The sequence below is a fragment of the Philodulcilactobacillus myokonensis genome, from assembly GCF_027923585.1.
GTDB lineage: Bacteria > Bacillota > Bacilli > Lactobacillales > Lactobacillaceae > Philodulcilactobacillus > Philodulcilactobacillus myokonensis.
This window is the reverse complement of sequence record NZ_BRPL01000002.1, coordinates 841300-860216: the sequence shown is the minus strand read 5'-3', so window position 1 is coordinate 860216 and position 18917 is coordinate 841300. Positions and strand designations below refer to the sequence as shown.

General features: G+C 32.7%; 15 protein-coding genes. 14 read left to right on the top strand and 1 reads right to left on the bottom strand.

Annotated features, from left to right (window positions below; translation table 11 throughout):
* The first annotated feature begins 4 nt into the window (after window positions 1–4).
* Both WR164_RS04525 and WR164_RS04520 read left to right on the top strand, forming a co-directional pair.
* Window positions 5–805 (top strand): Nif3-like dinuclear metal center hexameric protein, encoded by an 801-nt coding sequence (locus WR164_RS04525; protein WP_286136364.1) that lies wholly within the window; start codon window positions 5–7, stop codon window positions 803–805.
* Between the two features lie 122 nt (window positions 806–927).
* A complete protein-coding gene (locus tag WR164_RS04520) occupies window positions 928–3519 on the top strand; it encodes an ATP-dependent Clp protease ATP-binding subunit (RefSeq protein WP_286136363.1) in 2592 nt (863 codons plus the stop codon).
* A gap of 71 nt (window positions 3520–3590) precedes the next feature.
* Here WR164_RS04520 and WR164_RS04515 read toward each other — a convergent pair whose 3' ends face one another.
* Window positions 3591–3779, bottom strand: coding sequence for a DUF2929 family protein (locus WR164_RS04515; RefSeq protein WP_286136362.1), 189 nt, complete (start codon window positions 3777–3779; stop codon window positions 3591–3593).
* A 143-nt stretch (window positions 3780–3922) separates the two neighbouring features.
* On the opposite strand from WR164_RS04515, the gene dnaE reads away from it, so the two are divergent.
* The 12 genes from dnaE (at window position 3923) to der (ending at window position 18878) form a co-directional block, all read left to right on the top strand.
* Window positions 3923–7285 (top strand): DNA polymerase III subunit alpha, encoded by a 3363-nt coding sequence (dnaE, locus tag WR164_RS04510; protein ID WP_286136361.1) that lies wholly within the window; start codon window positions 3923–3925, stop codon window positions 7283–7285.
* 123 nt (window positions 7286–7408) lie between these two features.
* Complete coding sequence (gene pyk / locus WR164_RS04505; RefSeq protein ID WP_286136360.1) at window positions 7409–9169, top strand: pyruvate kinase; 1761 nt, start codon at window positions 7409–7411, stop codon at window positions 9167–9169.
* Window positions 9170–9304: 135 nt separating this feature from the next.
* The gene (locus tag WR164_RS04500; RefSeq protein ID WP_286136359.1) at window positions 9305–10186 is read left to right on the top strand and encodes a CvfB family protein; all 882 of its coding nucleotides are present in this window, start codon (window positions 9305–9307) and stop codon (window positions 10184–10186) included.
* Window positions 10187–10207: 21 nt separating this feature from the next.
* Window positions 10208–11095 (top strand): site-specific tyrosine recombinase XerD, encoded by an 888-nt coding sequence (xerD, locus tag WR164_RS04495; protein WP_286136358.1) that lies wholly within the window; start codon window positions 10208–10210, stop codon window positions 11093–11095.
* A gap of 22 nt (window positions 11096–11117) precedes the next feature.
* Window positions 11118–11504: a riboflavin biosynthesis protein RibT gene (locus tag WR164_RS04490; RefSeq protein WP_286136357.1), complete on the top strand. Its 387-nt coding sequence runs from the start codon at window positions 11118–11120 to the stop codon at window positions 11502–11504.
* On the top strand, window positions 11497–12237 hold the full coding sequence (locus tag WR164_RS04485) for a pseudouridine synthase (protein ID WP_286136356.1): 741 nt from the start codon (window positions 11497–11499) through the stop codon (window positions 12235–12237). Before WR164_RS04490 ends, WR164_RS04485 begins: the two co-directional genes overlap by 8 nt.
* A gap of 5 nt (window positions 12238–12242) precedes the next feature.
* On the top strand, window positions 12243–13265 hold the full coding sequence (locus tag WR164_RS04480; protein ID WP_286136355.1) for a YpbB family protein: 1023 nt from the start codon (window positions 12243–12245) through the stop codon (window positions 13263–13265).
* Window positions 13265–14719: a RecQ family ATP-dependent DNA helicase gene (locus WR164_RS04475; protein ID WP_286136354.1), complete on the top strand. Its 1455-nt coding sequence runs from the start codon at window positions 13265–13267 to the stop codon at window positions 14717–14719. Before WR164_RS04480 ends, WR164_RS04475 begins: the two co-directional genes overlap by 1 nt.
* A gap of 61 nt (window positions 14720–14780) precedes the next feature.
* Complete coding sequence (locus WR164_RS04470; protein WP_286136353.1) at window positions 14781–15404, top strand: LysM peptidoglycan-binding domain-containing protein; 624 nt, start codon at window positions 14781–14783, stop codon at window positions 15402–15404.
* A gap of 16 nt (window positions 15405–15420) precedes the next feature.
* On the top strand, window positions 15421–16095 hold the full coding sequence (gene cmk / locus WR164_RS04465) for a (d)CMP kinase (protein WP_286136352.1): 675 nt from the start codon (window positions 15421–15423) through the stop codon (window positions 16093–16095).
* 85 nt (window positions 16096–16180) lie between these two features.
* Entirely contained in the window at window positions 16181–17425 is a 1245-nt protein-coding gene (rpsA, locus tag WR164_RS04460) for a 30S ribosomal protein S1 (protein WP_286136351.1), read from the top strand.
* Between the two features lie 145 nt (window positions 17426–17570).
* Window positions 17571–18878, top strand: coding sequence for a ribosome biogenesis GTPase Der (der, locus tag WR164_RS04455; RefSeq protein WP_286136350.1), 1308 nt, complete (start codon window positions 17571–17573; stop codon window positions 18876–18878).
* Window positions 18879–18917 lie beyond the last annotated feature (39 nt).

The window sequence follows — 18917 nt, the reverse complement described above, 5'->3', positions numbered from 1 at the left end:
TAAAATGAAAGTTAGGACCATTGTTGATCAATTTGAAAAATTGGCACCAAAACAATTAGCCGAATCATGGGATCCAATTGGGTTACAAATTGGATCGCTTAATGCGAATGTGAATAAGATGATGATAACTTTAGATGTAAGGCCGGAAGTTGTTGATGAGGCGATTAAACGGCATGTTGATTTTATTTTTGCTCATCATCCAGTGATGTTTCATCCGGCCAAAAATTTAGATTTATCTAATCCACAAAATCAAATGTATGCTAACATTATTAAACATCATATTACTGTATACGCAGCTCACACTAATTTAGATAGTGCTAACCATGGGATGAATGACTGGCTGGCACAACAAGTCGGATTAAATCATGTTTCGGGACTTGTTCCTAACCATTTTGACCCTGATCATTATTCAATGGGGCGGGTTGGTGAACTTAAAAAATCAATTTCAGTAATGGATTTTGCTAAAAAATGTAAGAAAATTTTTAACATTAATGGGCTACGCTTGATTTCTCATCATCCAGACCAAGTAATTAAAAAAGTTGCCATTTTAGGTGGGAGTGGTTCTGAATTTTACCCACAAGTATTAAAAAAACACGCTGATGTTTATATTACAGGAGATGTGACTTATCATACTGCCCATGATATGATTGCATCCGGCTTGTCTGTAATTGACCCTGGTCATCATATTGAATGCATTTGTATTCCAAAATTAGCAGAATTATTTCAAAAATGGAATCAAGAATTTAATTGGAACATTGAGATTGTTAAAACGGAAATTAATACCGAACCATTTACGTTTATTTAATGAATTTAATTTTGATTGGTCAGTAAAGGTCAAATTATTTTCAATTAAAAATTAAATTTGATAGAATACTTATGAACTAATAAATAGCTCATAAGTATTTTTTATAAAGTGAAGTGATATTTATGAATCCAGATGAATTTACAGAAGCGGTTACCCAAGCTTTAGCACAAGCACAAAAGGTAGCTGTCAATCGTAAACATCAGGCAATTGATATTCCACACCTGTTTAAATTCTTAATTCAACCAGGTGAATTGGCAAGACAAATTTATACTGCATTGGGTCTGGACATTAAACAAATTGATCAAACAATTGATCAAGAATTAAATCAAATTCCAACTGTCAGTGGTAATAGCGTTAAGTATGGATCAACAATTTCAAAAAATATGTATCAACTAATTCAGCATGCTGAATTAATTAAAAAGAAGTTAGGTGATTCTTACATTGCCGTTGACACCTTAGTGATTGCTTTAATGCAGTTAGACAATGTTCCATTGACTGACAATTTAAAATCAAAGGGATTATCTGAAAAGAAAGTTTTAAGTGAAGTTAAAAAAATCCGCGGGGGTGAAAAAGTGAATACTAAAACGAAGGACAGTAATTTTCAACCATTAAAAAAATATGGGGTTGATTTAGTTAAAGAAGCCCGTAATGGTAAATTAGGCCCTGTAATTGGAAGGGACACTGAAATTTGGGATGTCATCAGAATTTTATCCAGAATGACTAAGAATAACCCCATTCTTTTAGGTGATCCAGGGGTTGGAAAAACTGCAATTGTAGAAGGATTAGCTAAACGAATGGCAGTTAATGATGTTCCAGAAAATTTAAAAAATAAATCACTCTTTGAATTAGATATGGGATCATTAATTGCCGGTGCTAAGTACCGTGGGCAATTTGAAGAACGGTTAAAATCCGTTTTAAATGCCGTTAAAAAATCTGACGGCAAAATTATCATGTTTATTGATGAGATTCATAATATTGTGGGTGCTGGTAAAAGCGAAGGTAGTATGGATGCCGGTAATTTATTGAAACCAATGTTAGCCCGTGGTGAACTTCACTTGATTGGTGCCACGACATTAGATGAATACCGTAAGTATTTAGAAAAGGATAAAGCACTAGAACGCCGGTTCCAAAGAATTATGGTCAAAGAACCGTCAATTGACGATACCATTACAATTTTAAGAGGATTAAAAGAGAGCTTAGAAATTCACCATGGCGTTCGAATTCATGATAATGCATTAGTAGCAGCTGCTAAATTATCTGATCGTTATATTACTGACCGTTATTTACCTGATAAGGCGATCGATTTAGTTGATGAAGCTTCAGCTACAATCAGTGTTGAATTGAATTCAAAACCCACTCAATTAGATCAAGCCAATCGACAATTAGTAAGGATGCGGGTTGAACAAACTGCTTTAAAAAAGGAAGTTGACGATGCATCTAAGAAGCGATTGGCCGAATTGAAACCACAAATTGCAAATAAAAAGGAAAAGGTTCACCAATTAAATGCACGTTGGCAGAGTGAAAAAGATGCCATAAACCAACTTGGTGATAAGCGCAAGAAACTTAATCAAGCCAAAAATGATTTAAAGCAAGCTGAAAGTCACTATGATTTTAATCGAGCTGCTGTTTTACAACATGGAACGATTCCAAAGTTACAAAAACAGTTAAAACAGATGGCATCAAAAGAAAAGCCCCATCAAGATTGGTTAGTCAGTGAATCAGTAACCAGTAATGAAATCGCATCGGTGGTAAGTGAACAGACTGGGATTCCCGTTGCTCGTTTAGTGCGCGGCGAGCGTGAAAAATTATTACATCTTGCCGATAATCTTCATAAGCGGGTAATCGGACAAGACCAAGCAGTTAACGCTATTTCGGATGCCGTGATTCGTTCAAGAGCAGGTCTGCAAGATCCAAGTCGGCCTTTAGGATCATTCTTATTCTTAGGACCAACTGGGGTTGGAAAAACTGAACTAGCAAAATCATTAGCTGAAAATTTATTTGATTCAGAAAATCAAATGGTTAGAATTGACATGTCTGAATACATGGAAAAAGAGTCCGTTTCCAGATTAGTCGGGGCTGCTCCAGGATACGTTGGCTATGAAAATGGCGGTCAATTAACGGATGCGGTTAGAAGAAATCCATATTCAATTGTCCTTTTAGATGAAATTGAAAAGGCTCATCCGGATGTTTTTAATATTCTATTGCAAGTTTTGGATGATGGAAGATTGACTGATAGTCAAGGCCGAACCGTTGATTTTAAGAATACCATTATCATTATGACATCTAATTTAGGATCAGATATTTTGCTTAAAGGCACTGACAAAAATGGAAACATTAATGATGATGCTAAAAAGAAAGTTAATCAACTTTTGAAGGCCAGTTTTAAACCGGAATTTTTGAATCGAATTGATGATATTATTGAATTCAAACCACTTTCATTGAATGATATGGAAAAAATTGTTGATCATAAATTAATTAGACAGGTTGCTAAACGACTTGCTAATCAAAATATTGGAATTAAAATTAGTGATCAAGCTAAACAGTGGATTGCAAAAAAGGCATATCAACCGCAATACGGTGCAAGACCCTTAGCAAGATTTGTCACTAATTATGTTGAAACACCTTTGGCAAAGAAAATTATTGCTGAAAAAATTAATCCCCAACAAACTGTAAAAATAGATTTAGATGGTGATCATTTGACGTTCAACGTCTAAACAACTTAATTTAATCAAAATAAAAGAGTCCCTGAACAATAAATATCCAGGGGCTCTTTTACTAATATAAATTATTTAACCTTACGGTCAGCCATTAACATAACACAATTACTTGTGACAAATGTAATGAGGGCAAAAATGATACCAAATTCTAGATTACTGTATTGTAAACCTAGTAATTGATTACCAATGTATCCAATGATATCTCCGAAAAGAAATGCATAAAACATTGCGGTGATATTCTGAATAATCCAACGCATATTAACATCTCCATTTATTTGTATTAATAATTCCTGCACATATTATAACTTAAAATGATAATTTAAAAAAGAAAAAGTGGTTATTTAATATTGATAAATTATTATTTGTTATAATGTTAATAAAGTGAGAAAGGAAGCTGAATATGGATTACACCCCCTTACAAGTAATCAGTGCTTATAGTTTATTACAAAGTACCATTTCAATTAATGCACTTGTGGATGCAGCAATTAAACGTGGCTATCAATCAATTGCACTAACGGATAAGAATGTCATGTATGGATCAGTTGAATTTTATGATGCTTGCAAACGGGCAGGTATTCATCCTATTATTGGCCTGACCTTAAAATGTTCAGGATTAATTAATCATAACTTACAATATGATTTGTTATTGTTAGCCCAAAATCAAACGGGGTATCATAATTTAATCAGAATTTCTACCCGTAAACAAACCCTTAAGGACAACCAAATTCTAAAATGGGATGACATTAAAAAATTATTATCAGGAATATACGTTATTAGTACCACTAATGGTGAATTGAATTCTTTTTTGGAAAGTGGTCAAACTGATTTAGCATACCAATATGTTAATTTGATTAAATCTGATCAAGATGCAAATTCATTTAAGATTGGAATTAATTTACAACATAATGATATTTACATCGATAAAATAAAAAAATTAGCAAAGAAGACGAAAACTAAATTAGTTGCTTTAGCTCCCGTTTACTATTTAGAACCTGAAGATTTATTTGCATTGAATGTCTTAAAAGCAGTTGAAAACGATAAAAGAATTTCTAATCCCATTAGGGCTAGTAAGGAATTAGGTAAAGATTGGTTGATGCCCAATCAAATGATGGTTAAAACATTTCAAAAAAAGAATTTAAGTGCCGCCTTGGCAGAAACTAATGCAATTAGTTCATCTTGCAATGTTAAGATTGAAAAACGGCCGACTGAATTGCCTAGATTTAAGACCCCTGATCAAATTCCATCTAGTCATTATTTACAATCCCTGTGTGAAAAAGGATTAAAGAAAAGGGCCTCGGCGCGTCAAATTGATATCAACCGCTTAAAAGATTACAGAAAACGATTGCACTATGAGCTATCAGTTATTCATGATATGGGATTTGATGATTATTTCTTGATTGTTTGGGATATCATGGATTATATTCATACCCAAAATATTACGACTGGTGCGGGTCGTGGTTCGGCGGCTGGATCGCTTGTTTCATATACTTTATATATTACAGATGTTGACCCCCTAAGGTATCATTTGCTTTTTGAACGGTTTTTAAATAAAGAACGTGCCCAAATGCCTGATATAGATTTGGATATTCCAGATGACCGTCGGGATGATGTTTTAAAGTATGTTCATGATAAATATGGACACGAACGGGTCTCACAAATTATTACGTTTGGAACAATGGCTACTAAACAATCATTACGTGATGTTGGTCGAACGTTTAGCTTGGATTCAGATCAATTAAGCCATTTTAGCCGTGCCATTCCGAAAGTTTTAAATATTTCTTTAAGTGATTCATTTAAACAATCACAAGCTTTAAGAAATATTGTTCACGATAATAAATTGAACCAATTAATATTTAAAACGGCGTTAAAGCTAGAGGGATTGCCAAGGCATTATTCAACCCATGCTGCTGGTTTGATTTTAAGTGATCACCCGTTAGTTGATGTCGTTCCATTACAAAATGGTAATGATAATATGTACATTACCCAGTATTCAAAAAATTATACTGAAGAAATTGGATTATTAAAAATTGATTTTTTGGGTTTAAGAAATTTATCCATCATGGGTAATATCTTAAAAATTATTCATCAAAATACTGGAAAATGGGTACCAATTCATCGGGTTAATTTGAATGATCCAAAAACACTAAATTTATTTCAACAGGGCGATACCAATGGTGTTTTTCAATTTGAATCGGAAGGAATTAAAACGGTTTTAAGAAGATTACACCCAGATAATTTTAATTTGATTGCTGCAGTTGATGCACTATATCGACCCGGTCCGATGCATAATATTCCATCGTTCATTAAACGAAAAAAGCACCTTGAAAAAGTCACTTATCCTGATCAATCTTTAAAATCAATTTTAGGATCAACTTATGGCATCATTGTTTATCAAGAACAAGTTATGCTAGTGGCATCCTCAATGGGTGGTTTTACGTTAGGGCAAGCTGATATCTTAAGGCGTGCAATGAGTAAAAAGAAACGTGCGGTTATGGACTCAATGGGTCAAAAATTCATGAAGGGTGCTCAAAAATTAGGCTTTTCAAACGCAGTTGCTAAACAAACTTTTGATTATATTGATCGATTTGCAAGCTATGGATTTAATAAGTCCCACGCATTTGCGTACAGTAAATTTGCATTTGAATTAGCTTATTTAAAGGCCCATTATAGCCGAGCATTTATAACATCTGTATTAAATGCTTCCCTAAATAATGCTAGAAAAATAAAAATATATTTAATGGAAGCTAAGAAACGTGATATTAAAATTATTAGTCCGGATGTTAACCTTAGCGGTGATATGTTTACATTAAAAAATCATCAAATTATCTTTGGCTTAAAGTTTATTCATGGATTGAGAAACGATTTTGTGCGTTTTATAATTAAGGATCGACATGATCATGGCCAATATAAGAACTTAGAGCAGTTTATTCGCAGACTGCCGGATCACTTCCGGACAAATGATTTAATGAAACCGTTAATTTTTTCTGGCGCGTTAGATTGTTTTGGTTATAATCGAGCTGAATTAATTCATTCGATTGATAGTTTTATTGAAACCATTAATTTAAGCGGACATTCAATCAATTTGTTTAAAGAATTAAAACCGAAAATTAAGCACATCCCTGATTTACCACTAAAGGAAAAATTACAGAGGGAAAATCAATTTCTCGGATTTTATCTATCAGGACACCCGGTTGAACGATTTAAACGAGTTGCTAGTGTATACCATGCGTTAACAACTGATGAATTGCCATCCGCTTCTGGAAATTTAAACACAATTTTGTACTTAAACGAGTTAAAGACAATCAGAACCAAAAAGGGTGATTTAATGGCCTTTGCTACCGGTAGTGACGAAATTGGCAATGTTCATTTAACCATTTTTCCAACTACTTATAAAAATATTCAGGGTTGGCTTAAAAAAGGCATTGTTATTTTTGTCCGCGGTCAAGTTGATCAATCAAGAGGATTTCAAATTATTTGTAATCAAGTTGCACCTGCTGATAACGTTGCTCATATGTTGAATCAACGTTTGAAAATTAATCAGCGTTGTTATTTGAAGATTGATGTTCATCATGATCAATCAATGATTATTAATCAACTGTATCAAATCATAAGTCATTACCGTGGAAAGCATTCAATTATTATTTATCGAGAAAAAGATGATAGTAAATTTTTATTAGAAAACCCATACAAAATTCAAATGAATTCAAAAGTCAATCTTCAGTTAAAGAATCTACTTGGTAAACAGAATGTTATTTTTCAATAAAGCTTAAATTATTCAAACAATACAAAAGACATCTTTTTATAAAAGTGATACAATTATCAGTGGATTATAAGAGTAGGTACAGAAATACTGGTTCTTACTCAATAAAAAGGGGAGATTTTACTTATGAAAAAAACTAAGATCGTAAGTACCTTAGGTCCTGCAAGTTTTGATGTTGACACAATTTCAAAATTAATTGATGCAGGTGCAAATATTTTCCGTTTCAACTTTTCACATGGTAGTCATCCAGAACACTTGAAGCGATACCACATGGTTCAAGAAGCTGAAAAGCGTACTGGTAAGACTGTTGGTATTGATTTAGATACCAAGGGTGCTGAAATTCGTACTACTGAAAATGCTGATGGCAAGATTCAATATCATACTGGCGATAAAATGGTTATTGCTATGGATGCTGTTGATAAAACTACTAAAGATAAAATCAATGTCACATACACTGGCTTGTATGATGATGTTCATGTCGGCGGACATGTTCTTTTTGATGATGGTATTTTAGATACTGTAATTGACAGTAAAGATGATTCAAAACGTGAATTACACGTTACTGCTCAAAACCCAGCTGTTTTAGGTTCACGTAAAACTGCTGATGCTCCTGGCGTTTCCATTAACTTACCAGGAATTACTGAAAAGGATTCCGATGATATTGAATTTGGTTTAGAAAATATGAACATTAATTTCATCACTGCATCATTTGCACGTAAACCACAAGATATCTTAGATATCCGTAAGTTACTTGATAAACATCATATGGAAGATGTTCAAATTTTCCCTAAAATTGAAAACCAAGAAGGAATTGATAATTTAGAATCAATCATGAAGGTTTCTGATGGATTAATGGTTCCACGTGGTGACATGGCCGTTAATATTCCATTTGAAAATGTTCCATTGGTTCAAAACCATATGATTCATAGATGTAACGAACTTGGCAAACCAGTTATCGTTGCTACTCAAATGTTAGCATCAATGGCTGCTAACCCACGTCCATCACGTGCCGAAGTTTCAGACGTTGCTAATGCCGTTTGGGATGGTACTGATGCCACGATGCTTTCTGGTGAAAGTGCTAATGGTGCTTACCCAGTTAAAGCAGTTCAAGCTATGTCTAAGATTGATGTTAAAGCTGAAAATGCATTTGACGAATATGGCAATTTTGTTCCTAAATTTAATAATGGTGATGTTACTGAAGCTATTGGTAACACCGTTAGTGATATGGCTAAGAAATTAGGTATTCACACCATTGTTACAGTTACTGGTAGTGGTTACACCGCTAGAATGTTATCTAAATATCATCCAGATGCTAATATTTTAGCAATTACTTTTGATGATCGTACTCGTCGTGGTTTAACCATTAACTGGGGTGTTCATCCAATCGTTGCTGATAAGCCATCAAACGCCAATGAAATGTTTGACTTAGCTTCTAAGAAAGCCTTAGAAACTGGTTTAGCTAAGGAAGGCGACTTGATCTTAACCGTTGGTGGTTCTCCAGTTGGTGAAAAAGGTACCACTAACTTAATCCGTGTTCAATTAATCGGTTCTAAGTTAACTCAAGGCCAAGGTATTGGTGATAAAGCTATTATTGGTAAAGCATTCGTTGCTAAGAGCGCTGACGAAGCTAATAAGAAGGCTACTGATGGTGGCGTTCTTGTTGCTAAGAATACTAATAAAGATTACATGCCTGCTATTAAGAAAGCTTCAGCACTTGTTGTTGAAACCGGTGGTTTAACTTCATATGCTGCTGTTGCTGGTATTTCAATGGGTCTTCCCGTTGTTGTTAGTGCTTCACATGCTACTGAAAAAATTTCTGATGGTGATATGATTACCGTTGATTCTCGTCGTGGAATTGTTTATCAAGGTGCAACCAAATCACTATAATATAACTTAAATTACTTATTTTAAAAAGATACGCTAATTTTAGCGTATCTTTTTTTATGATTTAAATTCGAAATAATTTTCAAACTAATGTAGAATGATAAGTAAAGATAATTTTATATATAAACGGGGTTAATTATGGAAAATATTTTAGGAAAAATTATTTCAGGTAATGTTACTGATGAAAATGAACAAAATTATTATGTTCAAATCAATGGGATTACCTTTATGTTGAATAAAAATGAGATAAAAAAACCAATGAAATTAGGCTCTCATTTTACCGGGTTTGCCTATCAAAATGAAAACAAAAAATATCAAATTACTCGAAACATTCCTAAGGTTTTATTCGATCATTATGCTTTTGGTAATGTCGTCCAAAGTAAATATGATTTCGGCGTTTTTGTTAATATTGGTTTACCAGATAAAGACATTGCTGTTTCAATGGATGATTTACCTCAAAAGTATTCCTTATGGCCGAAAGCGGGAGATCACTTAATGATTGCATTAGAAAACGATCATAAGGGAAGAATCTGGGGTAAATTAGCAGATCGCGATATTTTTCATGCCATTTCCTTACCGGCTAATCGTCATTCAATGAATAAAAACGTTAGGGCGACCGTGATTGAATTAAAATTGGGTGGAACAATTGTAATGACTGATCAATATCACCTTGGTTTTATCCACCCTAGTGAGGTTGAAAATCCACTTAGAATGGGTGAAGTCGTCAATGGACGAGTCATTGGCGTTCATCAAAACGGATCTTTAAACTTATCAACTAAACCACGTGCCTATGAGGCAATTGATAATGATGCCGAAATGGTTTTAGCTGTTTTACAACATGCTAATCATCATCAAATCCCATATACTGATAAAAGCAAACCAGAAGATATTAGAACTTTTTTTGGAATTAGCAAGGCTCAATTCAAACGGGCGGTTGGCCATTTATTGAAGCAGCGCTTGATTACTGAATCTAAGTCGGGGATTCAATTGACTGATCTTGGGATTAATAAAAAAATATAGTAAAATATTTGGTGGTATAAATTGAATGAAATTTTAGAAAAATATGTTCATTATTTATTAGTTGAACGTGGTTTATCCAAAAATAGCATTAAAAGTTATCATCAGGATTTAAGTGAAATCATTGAATATTTTCAAAAACGTCATATTAAAAACTTATCTGATGTTGATCAATATGTCATTTTAGATTATATTTCACAGTTAAATCGTCATCATATTTCAAGAAATTCAATTATTCATTTGATTTCATCATTGCGTGAATTTTATCGTTATTTAACTCAATTTAATTATGTCGATAAAGATCCAATGAGTAAAATTGATATGCCAAAGCGGGCAATACCATTGCCACACGTTTTATCCGAAAGAGAAATTAACTTATTGTTTTCTGCACCTGATCCAAGTAATAAATATGGCTTGCGTGATCGTGCAATTTTAGAAGTTATGTATGCAACTGGCCTTCGAGTTAGTGAATTAATTAATTTGAAATTAAATGATCTGCACTTAAGCATGAATTTAATTCAAACTTTAGGTAAGGGCGATAAGGAACGAATTATTCCAATCGGAAACGTTGCAATTAAATGGTTAAATCGTTATCTATTGCATAGCAGGCCGCAATTACTTTTAAAAAAACAAAGTCAATATGTTTTTTTGAATGCTCATGGGCACCATTTAAGTCGACAGAGTATTTGGCAGAAAATTAAAAAATACGTTAAACAGGTTGGCATTAAAAAAGATGTTACCCCCCATACTTTAAGGCACTCATTTGCAACTCATATTTTAGAACATGGTGCTGATTTAAGGGTGGTTCAGGAATTATTGGGTCATTCAGATATATCGACAACCCAAATTTATACCCACGTTTCCCATAAACATTTAAATCAAGTTTATCAAAAATATCATCCGAAAATTTGAATTTAATTGGAAGTGATTTTCAATGCTTTTTAAATATCAAAATAAATATAAAAAAATAGTTATGGATATGCTCTCACTTTTACCAACGATGCAATTTATTAATCATCTGGAAGATGAAATGAAATGGTATCATGATGGTGACAACCGTTCATTATATTTATGGAAGGATCAATCGAATAATTGGGGTGGCTTAGTTGCCATTGAAGAATTTCAACATAATGTTTTAATTCGACGCATTGTTTTAAATCCAATTAATAAGAATCCTAATAATATTAATGCAATTTTAAATGAGGTTAACAAAATGTATCCGAACAAAATGATGATTGGGACGATTAGAACAGCCCGATTATGTAATCAATGGAATCGTAAACATCCAAAATTAAAAAACGGAAGTGATAATAATGGCTGAAAGACTTCAAAAAGTAATGGCGCATGATGGCATCGCTTCAAGACGTAAATCAGAAAAAATTATTCAAAGTGGCCGTGTTAAAGTGAATGGCAAAACGATAACAACTTTAGGAACAAAGGTTAATCCGCATAAAGATGAAATTGAAGTGGATGATGTTCCACTTGATAAAGAAGAACCAGTTTATTTTCTTTTTTATAAACCAAGACAAGTAATATCATCTGTATCTGACAATAAAAACAGAAAGACCGTTGTTGATTTCTTTTCAGATGTTTCTGAAAGAATTTATCCAGTCGGTCGACTTGATTATGACACATCAGGAGTTCTTTTATTGACTAATGATGGTGATTTTGATAATCTTTTGACCCACCCAAGATATGAAGTTAGTAAAACATACGTTGCGAGGGTAAAGGGCGTTTTATCAAATGATGATTTTAAGAAACTTCGAACTGGAGTAATTGTTAATGGTAACAAGACAACGGTTGATCATTCTAAATTAGTTCAAATTAATTCTAAAACAGATACTTCAATTATTAATGTAACCCTTCATGAAGGAAAAAATCATGAAGTTAAAAATATTTTTAAAGCAATTGACCATCCAGTAACCAAATTAAAGCGGATTTCATATGGCTTTTTAACCCTTCATAAATTAAGGGCTGGACAATGGCGTCCATTGAAGAAATTTGAAGTTGATAAATTAAAAGAAATGGCTAAAAAACAACTTAAAAATGGGTGATACTGTTGGATTCAAATTCTTTGTTATTATTCTTTAATCAAAAGCAGCCCCGGCGTATTAGAGTGATTGAAAATATACTGACCGGTAGAAAAACCGTTTCAACTTTGTTTTGGGGAATGCGTTATGGAATTTTAGATCAACTTGGGATGTTTAAATCATTAGATTTAAATGAAGATCATGATAGCTTAAAACAATTATTAGGATTGAATCTTTTAAAGCCAACTTTTAAAAATCAATATTTATTAACTCAAACCGGTTTATTAGAACAAAATAAAATTAGAGCTAATTACTATGCACCTAAATCGTTAAACGCTAATTTTCAATACAATGTGAAGAGATTTCGCGCCCGTTTTTTATTAATTGTCCAAATTATATCTGAATTTAGTTTTCACAATGTAAAATATTATCCACTTCAAATTGATTTTAAGGATGCCATGATGGTAAAAAGATGGTTTCACACTTATAAACATCATCAATTAATTCCTAAAATTAAACATTTAATTGAATCGCTGTTAAATCAATTACCAACCCAAGTTGCTTGGCAAATGGCTAGTACTTTTGTGGGTCACGATGAAGCGGGGCAAACTTATCTCCAACAATCATTAGCTTTAAAAAAATCTGTTTTTGAAATCAAAATGATGAATTTTGATCTTTTTTGTGCCATGATTCATTTAATTATAAAAGATAATGATCCAATGATGATGGGGATATTAAATGGATTAAAAAGAAATTTAGCAAGTGACAGTGCTATTAAAACATTTCAATTATCAGAGCAAGAATCTTTAGATATGGTTGAAAAAAAACGACATATTAAAATGTCAACGGTTCAAGAACATATTTTGGAAGTAGCAATTTGTACCCCCAAGCATAAATTCCCGTTTCACCATTTTTTAAATCATCAAATGATGAACCGCTTAGCATCGACTTATTCTGGGGCAATTGATGATTGGGATTATCGATCGCTTAACGGGCATTCAATCGATTTCTTTTATTTCAGACTTTATCAAATTTTTAGGAGTAAATTGTGATGAATAATTATCATGTCATGTTGAATCATGCTTTAAAAATTCATTTTCATTTTGATCATTTTAAATTAGGTCAAGAATCAGTTTTGAATCAACTATTGAATCATCGTAATGTTTTGGCCGTTTTACCGACTGGTGCTGGAAAGACGTTAATTTATCAATTGTATGGTTTAGTTTCTCACCGACCAGTATTAATAGTGTCACCATTATTATCTTTGATGCAGGATCAGGTCCAACGATTAAAATATTTGGGTGAAAAGAAAGTAGCAGCGATTAGCTCTTTAATTGGATTTCAGGAAAAAGAATACGATTTAAATCATTTAAATCAATTTAATTATATTTATATTTCACCTGAAATGTTTTCTAAACCGAAAGTGATGCAAAAAATAATGCAAATTAATTGGGGTCTGGTAGTAATTGATGAAGCTCATTGTATATCACAATGGGGACCGGATTTTAGACCGTCCTATCTAAATCTAGGATCAATTTTGAAGAAAATGAATTATCCTTTGACTTTGTTATTAACGGCAACCGCTTCTGAAAGATTAAGAAAAGATATTATTAATAAAATGAACTTCGATAATTTTCACCCCATTAAATCAATGGTTTATCCAATTAATCGTCCTAATATATATTTATCTGCAAAATTAGCAAATGATATTCAAGATAAAAATCGAATTCTTAAAAAATTAGTCACTGAATTGAAAACACCTGGAATCATATATTTTTCTAGTCGAAAGAAAGCAGATCAAATTGCGATGATGATTCAAAATGATTGTCATGTTAAATCAGCTGCTTATCATTCTGGATTAAATGATGAAACCAGGTATAAAATTCAACATCAATTTATGAATAATCAAATTGATGTTATTTGTGCTACCAGTGCTTTTGGAATGGGCGTCGATAAGAATAATATTAGATATGTTATTCATTATCATTTACCTGGTGATTTAGAATCATATTCCCAAGAAATTGGTCGTGCTGGAAGGGATGGCAAGCAAAGTATTGCGATTATTTTATATTGTGATGGTGACGAACAAATTCCCTATGATTTAACAATTAATAGTTTGCCAAATAGTGACTTCATTCATGCTTATTATCTAAATCCCAAATCAGTCGCCGGATCAAATGAAAATTGGGAACGGTTATTAAAATATTATACGAAGCATCGCTTTTCTATTCAACAATTATTAAATTTATTTAAATGTCGTAAAATAGAGCGGCAGAAAAATTTAAGGCTTGTTTTGCATTATGCTTCTACAAATGGGTGCCGAAGGAGAATATTACTTCGATACTTTAATGAACAAGTGCCTTCTCATGATTATAAATGTTGTGATTGGAATTGTAATCATATTGATTTAAAGCGGTTAGGTTTATTTAAAAATCATAAAGATAGGAAATCAATTTATGATTTCAATTGGCATCAAATTATTAACCGTTTATTTTACATAAAATAATTGGTAAAAAATCATATTTTTAATGTTAGAATAGGAACATGTTATTTAGGAGGTTGTTAAATTGAACCATAATGATAATAAGCTTGATCATAATAAACCTTGGGATCAAACTTTTAATAGTGCCCGCAATCATGATGGACATTTATCAAGGGTTAAATTAAATCGTGAAAATCATCATAATAATTTAATTACTGTGATTCTAGTTTCAATTATTATCGTGATTGCACTCGTATCGTTATTTTTTGGGATTGCTAAAAATATTTCTAATAGCAGGGGCAGCAGTGTTGCTCAATCACATCCCTCATCAGTGTCATCAAAAGCAGATTTAAAAAAGCATCGAAATGATGAGAATGATGCTAAAAATATCAGCAAAAAGAGTAGTAGTAATTCAAAAAAAACGGTAAAGCATTATTCGACTAATGTGAGTGAAAATGCAAACAGTGCTTCAGATACGTCTGTAAAAACTTCCAATACTAGTCATAATAGCAATGATTCTAGCAGTAATGATAATAGTAATAAACAAAATTCTAGTTCAACTAATGGTGAATATGCAACCGTTGGTTCCGGTCAAGGAATTTATCGTGTTGCTGAAAATGCTGGGATATCAATGCAACAATTAATGCAATTAAATCACCTATCTTCGACTAGTTCAATTCATCCTGGAGAAAGACTAAGAGTTAAATAAATTTAGGAGGATTATGATGAATAATAAAAAAATACAAATTGCAATTGATGGTCCAGCATCTTCCGGTAAAAGTACCGTCGCTAAGTTGATTGCTAAAAAATTTGCTTACATTTATTGTGATACAGGCGCAATGTATCGGGCAGTTACTTTAAATGCAATTAACAATCAAATTGATTTGGATAATGAGCAGTCAATCGTTGATTTGCTACAACATACTGTGATTGACTTTAAAACCATTCCTGGTGGTCAACAAGTATTTTTAAATGGTAAAAATGTTACTGAAACGATCAGAAATGAAGAAATTACTAACTCAGTTTCAGCTGTTGCTGCAATTAAAGATGTTAGAAGTAATTTAGTAAAAAAACAGCAGAAAATTGCAAATAATGGTGGAATTGTTATGGATGGAAGAGATATTGGAACCACCGTTCTTCCAAATGCTCAGGTTAAAATTTATTTAGTTGCCAGCGTTTTAGAACGTGCTAAACGAAGGCTAAAAGATAATCAGAATATGGGGATTAATATTTCTTTGGATCAATTAGAAAAAGAAATTAGTAATCGTGATTATAAAGATTCCCATCGAAAAATTTCACCATTAAGAATGGCAAAAGACGCAATTAAAATTGACACTAGCTCAATGTCTGTTGAACAAGTTGTTAATAAAATTTCAACAATTATTGATCAAAAGTTATAATTATCATAATCTAATAACTGGAATTTAGATTTTATTTAAGCTACAATAACAATTAGAGTTAGTTGTCGCAAGGAGGAAATGTTGGATGAGTGAAACTGATGGAAATAAAAACAAGGAATTAATGAACGCTCTGAATAGCGTTAAAAAAGTAAATGTTGGTGATGTTGTTAATGCTGAAGTATTAGCAATTGATGATAATAAACAATTAATTGTCGGCATTGAAGATTCTGGTGTTGAAGGAGTTGTACCTCCAAGGGAACTTTCATCTAAACCAATTAACAATATTAATGATGCTTTTAAAGTTGGCGATAAGATCAAGGTCTTGGTTGTTACTAAAATTGGTGGCGATAAGGAAGGCGGTAGTTACGTTCTTTCAATTCGTCGTGTTCAATCACGTAAAGCCTGGGATGAAATTCAAGCTAAGGCTGATGCTAAAGAAACAATCAAAGTTCCTGTATCACGTGCCGTTCGTGGTGGATTAGTTGTTGATGCTGGCGTTCGTGGATTTATTCCTGCATCTATGATTACTGATCATTTTGTTAGAGACTTGAACCAATTTAAAGGTCAAACATTAGAATGTAAGATTATTGAAGTTGTACCTGAAAAGAATCGCTTGATTTTATCTCACCGTGCAATTGTCGAAGAAGACAGAAAAGCAGCAAGGGATAAGGTTATGAGTAATATTAGTGAAGGTGACACCGTTGAAGGAAAAGTTGCCCGTTTAACTAATTTTGGTGCCTTTATTGATCTTGGCGGAATTGATGGACTTGTTCATATTTCACAAATTTCTTATGCTCATGTCGATAAGCCTTCTGATGTATTAAAAGTAGGTCAAGAAGTTAAAGTTAAGGTTATGTCAATTGATCAAGATCGTGGTCGAATCTCATTATCAATGAAGGCTTTAGAACCTGAACCATGGGATAGTATTGAAGAAAAAGCTCCAAAGGGCAGTATTGTTACTGGTACTGTAAAACGCTTAGTAGACTTTGGTGCATTTGTTGAAGTTATTCCTGGTGTTGAAGGTTTACTTCATATTTCACAAATTTCACATCAACATGTTAATACCCCAAGTGATGTATTAAAAGTTGGTCAAGAAGTTAAAGTTAAAGTATTAGATGTTCAACCTGAAAATCATCGTCTATCATTATCAATGCGTGCTTTAGAACCTGAACCTGATCGTAACGATGGTAATAATAAAGCACCTAGGCATAATGTTAACGATAATTCTAAAACCAATGCACCAACTGAAGAAAATGGATTTACTTTAGGTGATATCGTTGGTAACGAATTAAAAAAAGAAGAAAATAAGAATAATAAAAACAACAAATAATTAATTCCGAGTTCTTATTATAATTAATTTCAAAAATGCCCTTCGTTTTATCAGAAGGACATTTTTTATTTTGATAAAATTAAATATGCTATAATAAATAGGATTTATATCTTTCAGATTCGTAAAAAGAAAGTGAGGGTTTAAAATGAGTCAACCCGTTGTTGCAATTGTTGGTCATCCTAATGTTGGAAAATCAACAATTTTTAATCGAATCGTGGGTCAAAGAATTTCAATTGTAGAAGATACTCCCGGTGTTACGCGTGATCGAATTTATGCTCATGCTGATTGGCTTGATCATAAGTTTAGTTTAATTGATACGGGAGGAATCGAGATTAGCAATGCTCCCTTTGTAAAACAAATTACTGCTCAAGCTGAAGTTGCGATTGATGAGGCCGACGTAATTATTTTGATGGTGAATGGTAAGGAAGGTGTCACGGATGGTGATGACCATATTGCTAGAATTTTATACCATTCTAATAAACCGGTAATTGTTGCTGTTAATAAAATTGATAATTTAAAGCAGCAAAGTGATATATATGATTTTTATTCACTTGGATTAGGTGATCCATATCCCATTTCTGGAGCCCACGGAAAAGGATTAGGTGATTTATTAGACCAAGTAATTAAAGTTTTACCTGAGGATCACCATGATAATGTTAATGATGGAATCAAATTTAGTTTAATTGGACGGCCAAATGTTGGAAAGTCTTCATTAGTTAATGCTATTTTAGGTGAAAAACGAGTGATTGTATCTAAAAAAGCGGGAACAACTAGAGATGCAACCAACACCCATTTTGTTGATCATCATCAAAAATATACAATTATTGATACTGCTGGATTAAGAAAACGCGGTAAAGTATATGAAAATACCGAAAAATATAGTGTTTTAAGGGCGATGCGTTCAATTGATGATAGTGATGTTGTTTTAGTTGTTTTAAATGCTGATGAGGGAATTAGAGAGCAAGATAAAAAAATTGCTGGTTATGCCCATGAAGCCGGAAAAGGAATTATCATTGTCGTTAATAAATGGGATCAAGTTGATAAAACAAGTGCTACTCAAAGAAATTTTGAAGGGGCAATTAGGTATCAATTTAAATATTTAACATATGCACCCATTATTTTTGTTTCAGCTTTAACTAAACAGAGGTTGAATCAACTTCCAAAGTTAATTGACAAAGTTTATCATAATCATGAAAAGCGAATCACTTCATCTAATTTAAATGATGTCATGATGGATGCAATTTCCATGACACCTACGCCAACTTCTGGCACCAAACGTTTGAGAATATATTATGCGACCCAGGTTGCATCTGCTCCGCCAACCATCGTGATTTTTGTCAATGATCCAACGCTAATGCATTTTTCTTACCAACGTTATTTAGAAAATCAATTTAGAAAGAGTTTTGACTTCACAGGAACTCCATTAAAATTAATTACAAGAAGCCGAAAGTAATTTTTTTAAATAAAAAGTTAATAAATTGTTGAAATGTAG

What these genes read in the sequence shown, in the direction of transcription:
- WR164_RS04485 (WP_286136356.1), top strand. Translation starts at nt 11,497, where the DNA reads ATGGCTGAAAGACTTCAAAAAGTAATGGCGCATGATGGCATCGCTTCA.
- pyk (WP_286136360.1), top strand. Translation starts at nt 7,409, where the DNA reads ATGAAAAAAACTAAGATCGTAAGTACCTTAGGTCCTGCAAGTTTTGAT.
- WR164_RS04515 (WP_286136362.1), bottom strand. Translation starts at nt 3,779, where the DNA reads ATGCGTTGGATTATTCAGAATATCACCGCAATGTTTTATGCATTTCTT.
- WR164_RS04525 (WP_286136364.1), top strand. Translation starts at nt 5, where the DNA reads ATGAAAGTTAGGACCATTGTTGATCAATTTGAAAAATTGGCACCAAAA.
- WR164_RS04520 (WP_286136363.1), top strand. Translation starts at nt 928, where the DNA reads ATGAATCCAGATGAATTTACAGAAGCGGTTACCCAAGCTTTAGCACAA.
- WR164_RS04475 (WP_286136354.1), top strand. Translation starts at nt 13,265, where the DNA reads ATGAATAATTATCATGTCATGTTGAATCATGCTTTAAAAATTCATTTT.
- dnaE (WP_286136361.1), top strand. Translation starts at nt 3,923, where the DNA reads ATGGATTACACCCCCTTACAAGTAATCAGTGCTTATAGTTTATTACAA.
- cmk (WP_286136352.1), top strand. Translation starts at nt 15,421, where the DNA reads ATGAATAATAAAAAAATACAAATTGCAATTGATGGTCCAGCATCTTCC.
- WR164_RS04500 (WP_286136359.1), top strand. Translation starts at nt 9,305, where the DNA reads ATGGAAAATATTTTAGGAAAAATTATTTCAGGTAATGTTACTGATGAA.
- rpsA (WP_286136351.1), top strand. Translation starts at nt 16,181, where the DNA reads ATGAGTGAAACTGATGGAAATAAAAACAAGGAATTAATGAACGCTCTG.
- der (WP_286136350.1), top strand. Translation starts at nt 17,571, where the DNA reads ATGAGTCAACCCGTTGTTGCAATTGTTGGTCATCCTAATGTTGGAAAA.
- WR164_RS04490 (WP_286136357.1), top strand. Translation starts at nt 11,118, where the DNA reads ATGCTTTTTAAATATCAAAATAAATATAAAAAAATAGTTATGGATATG.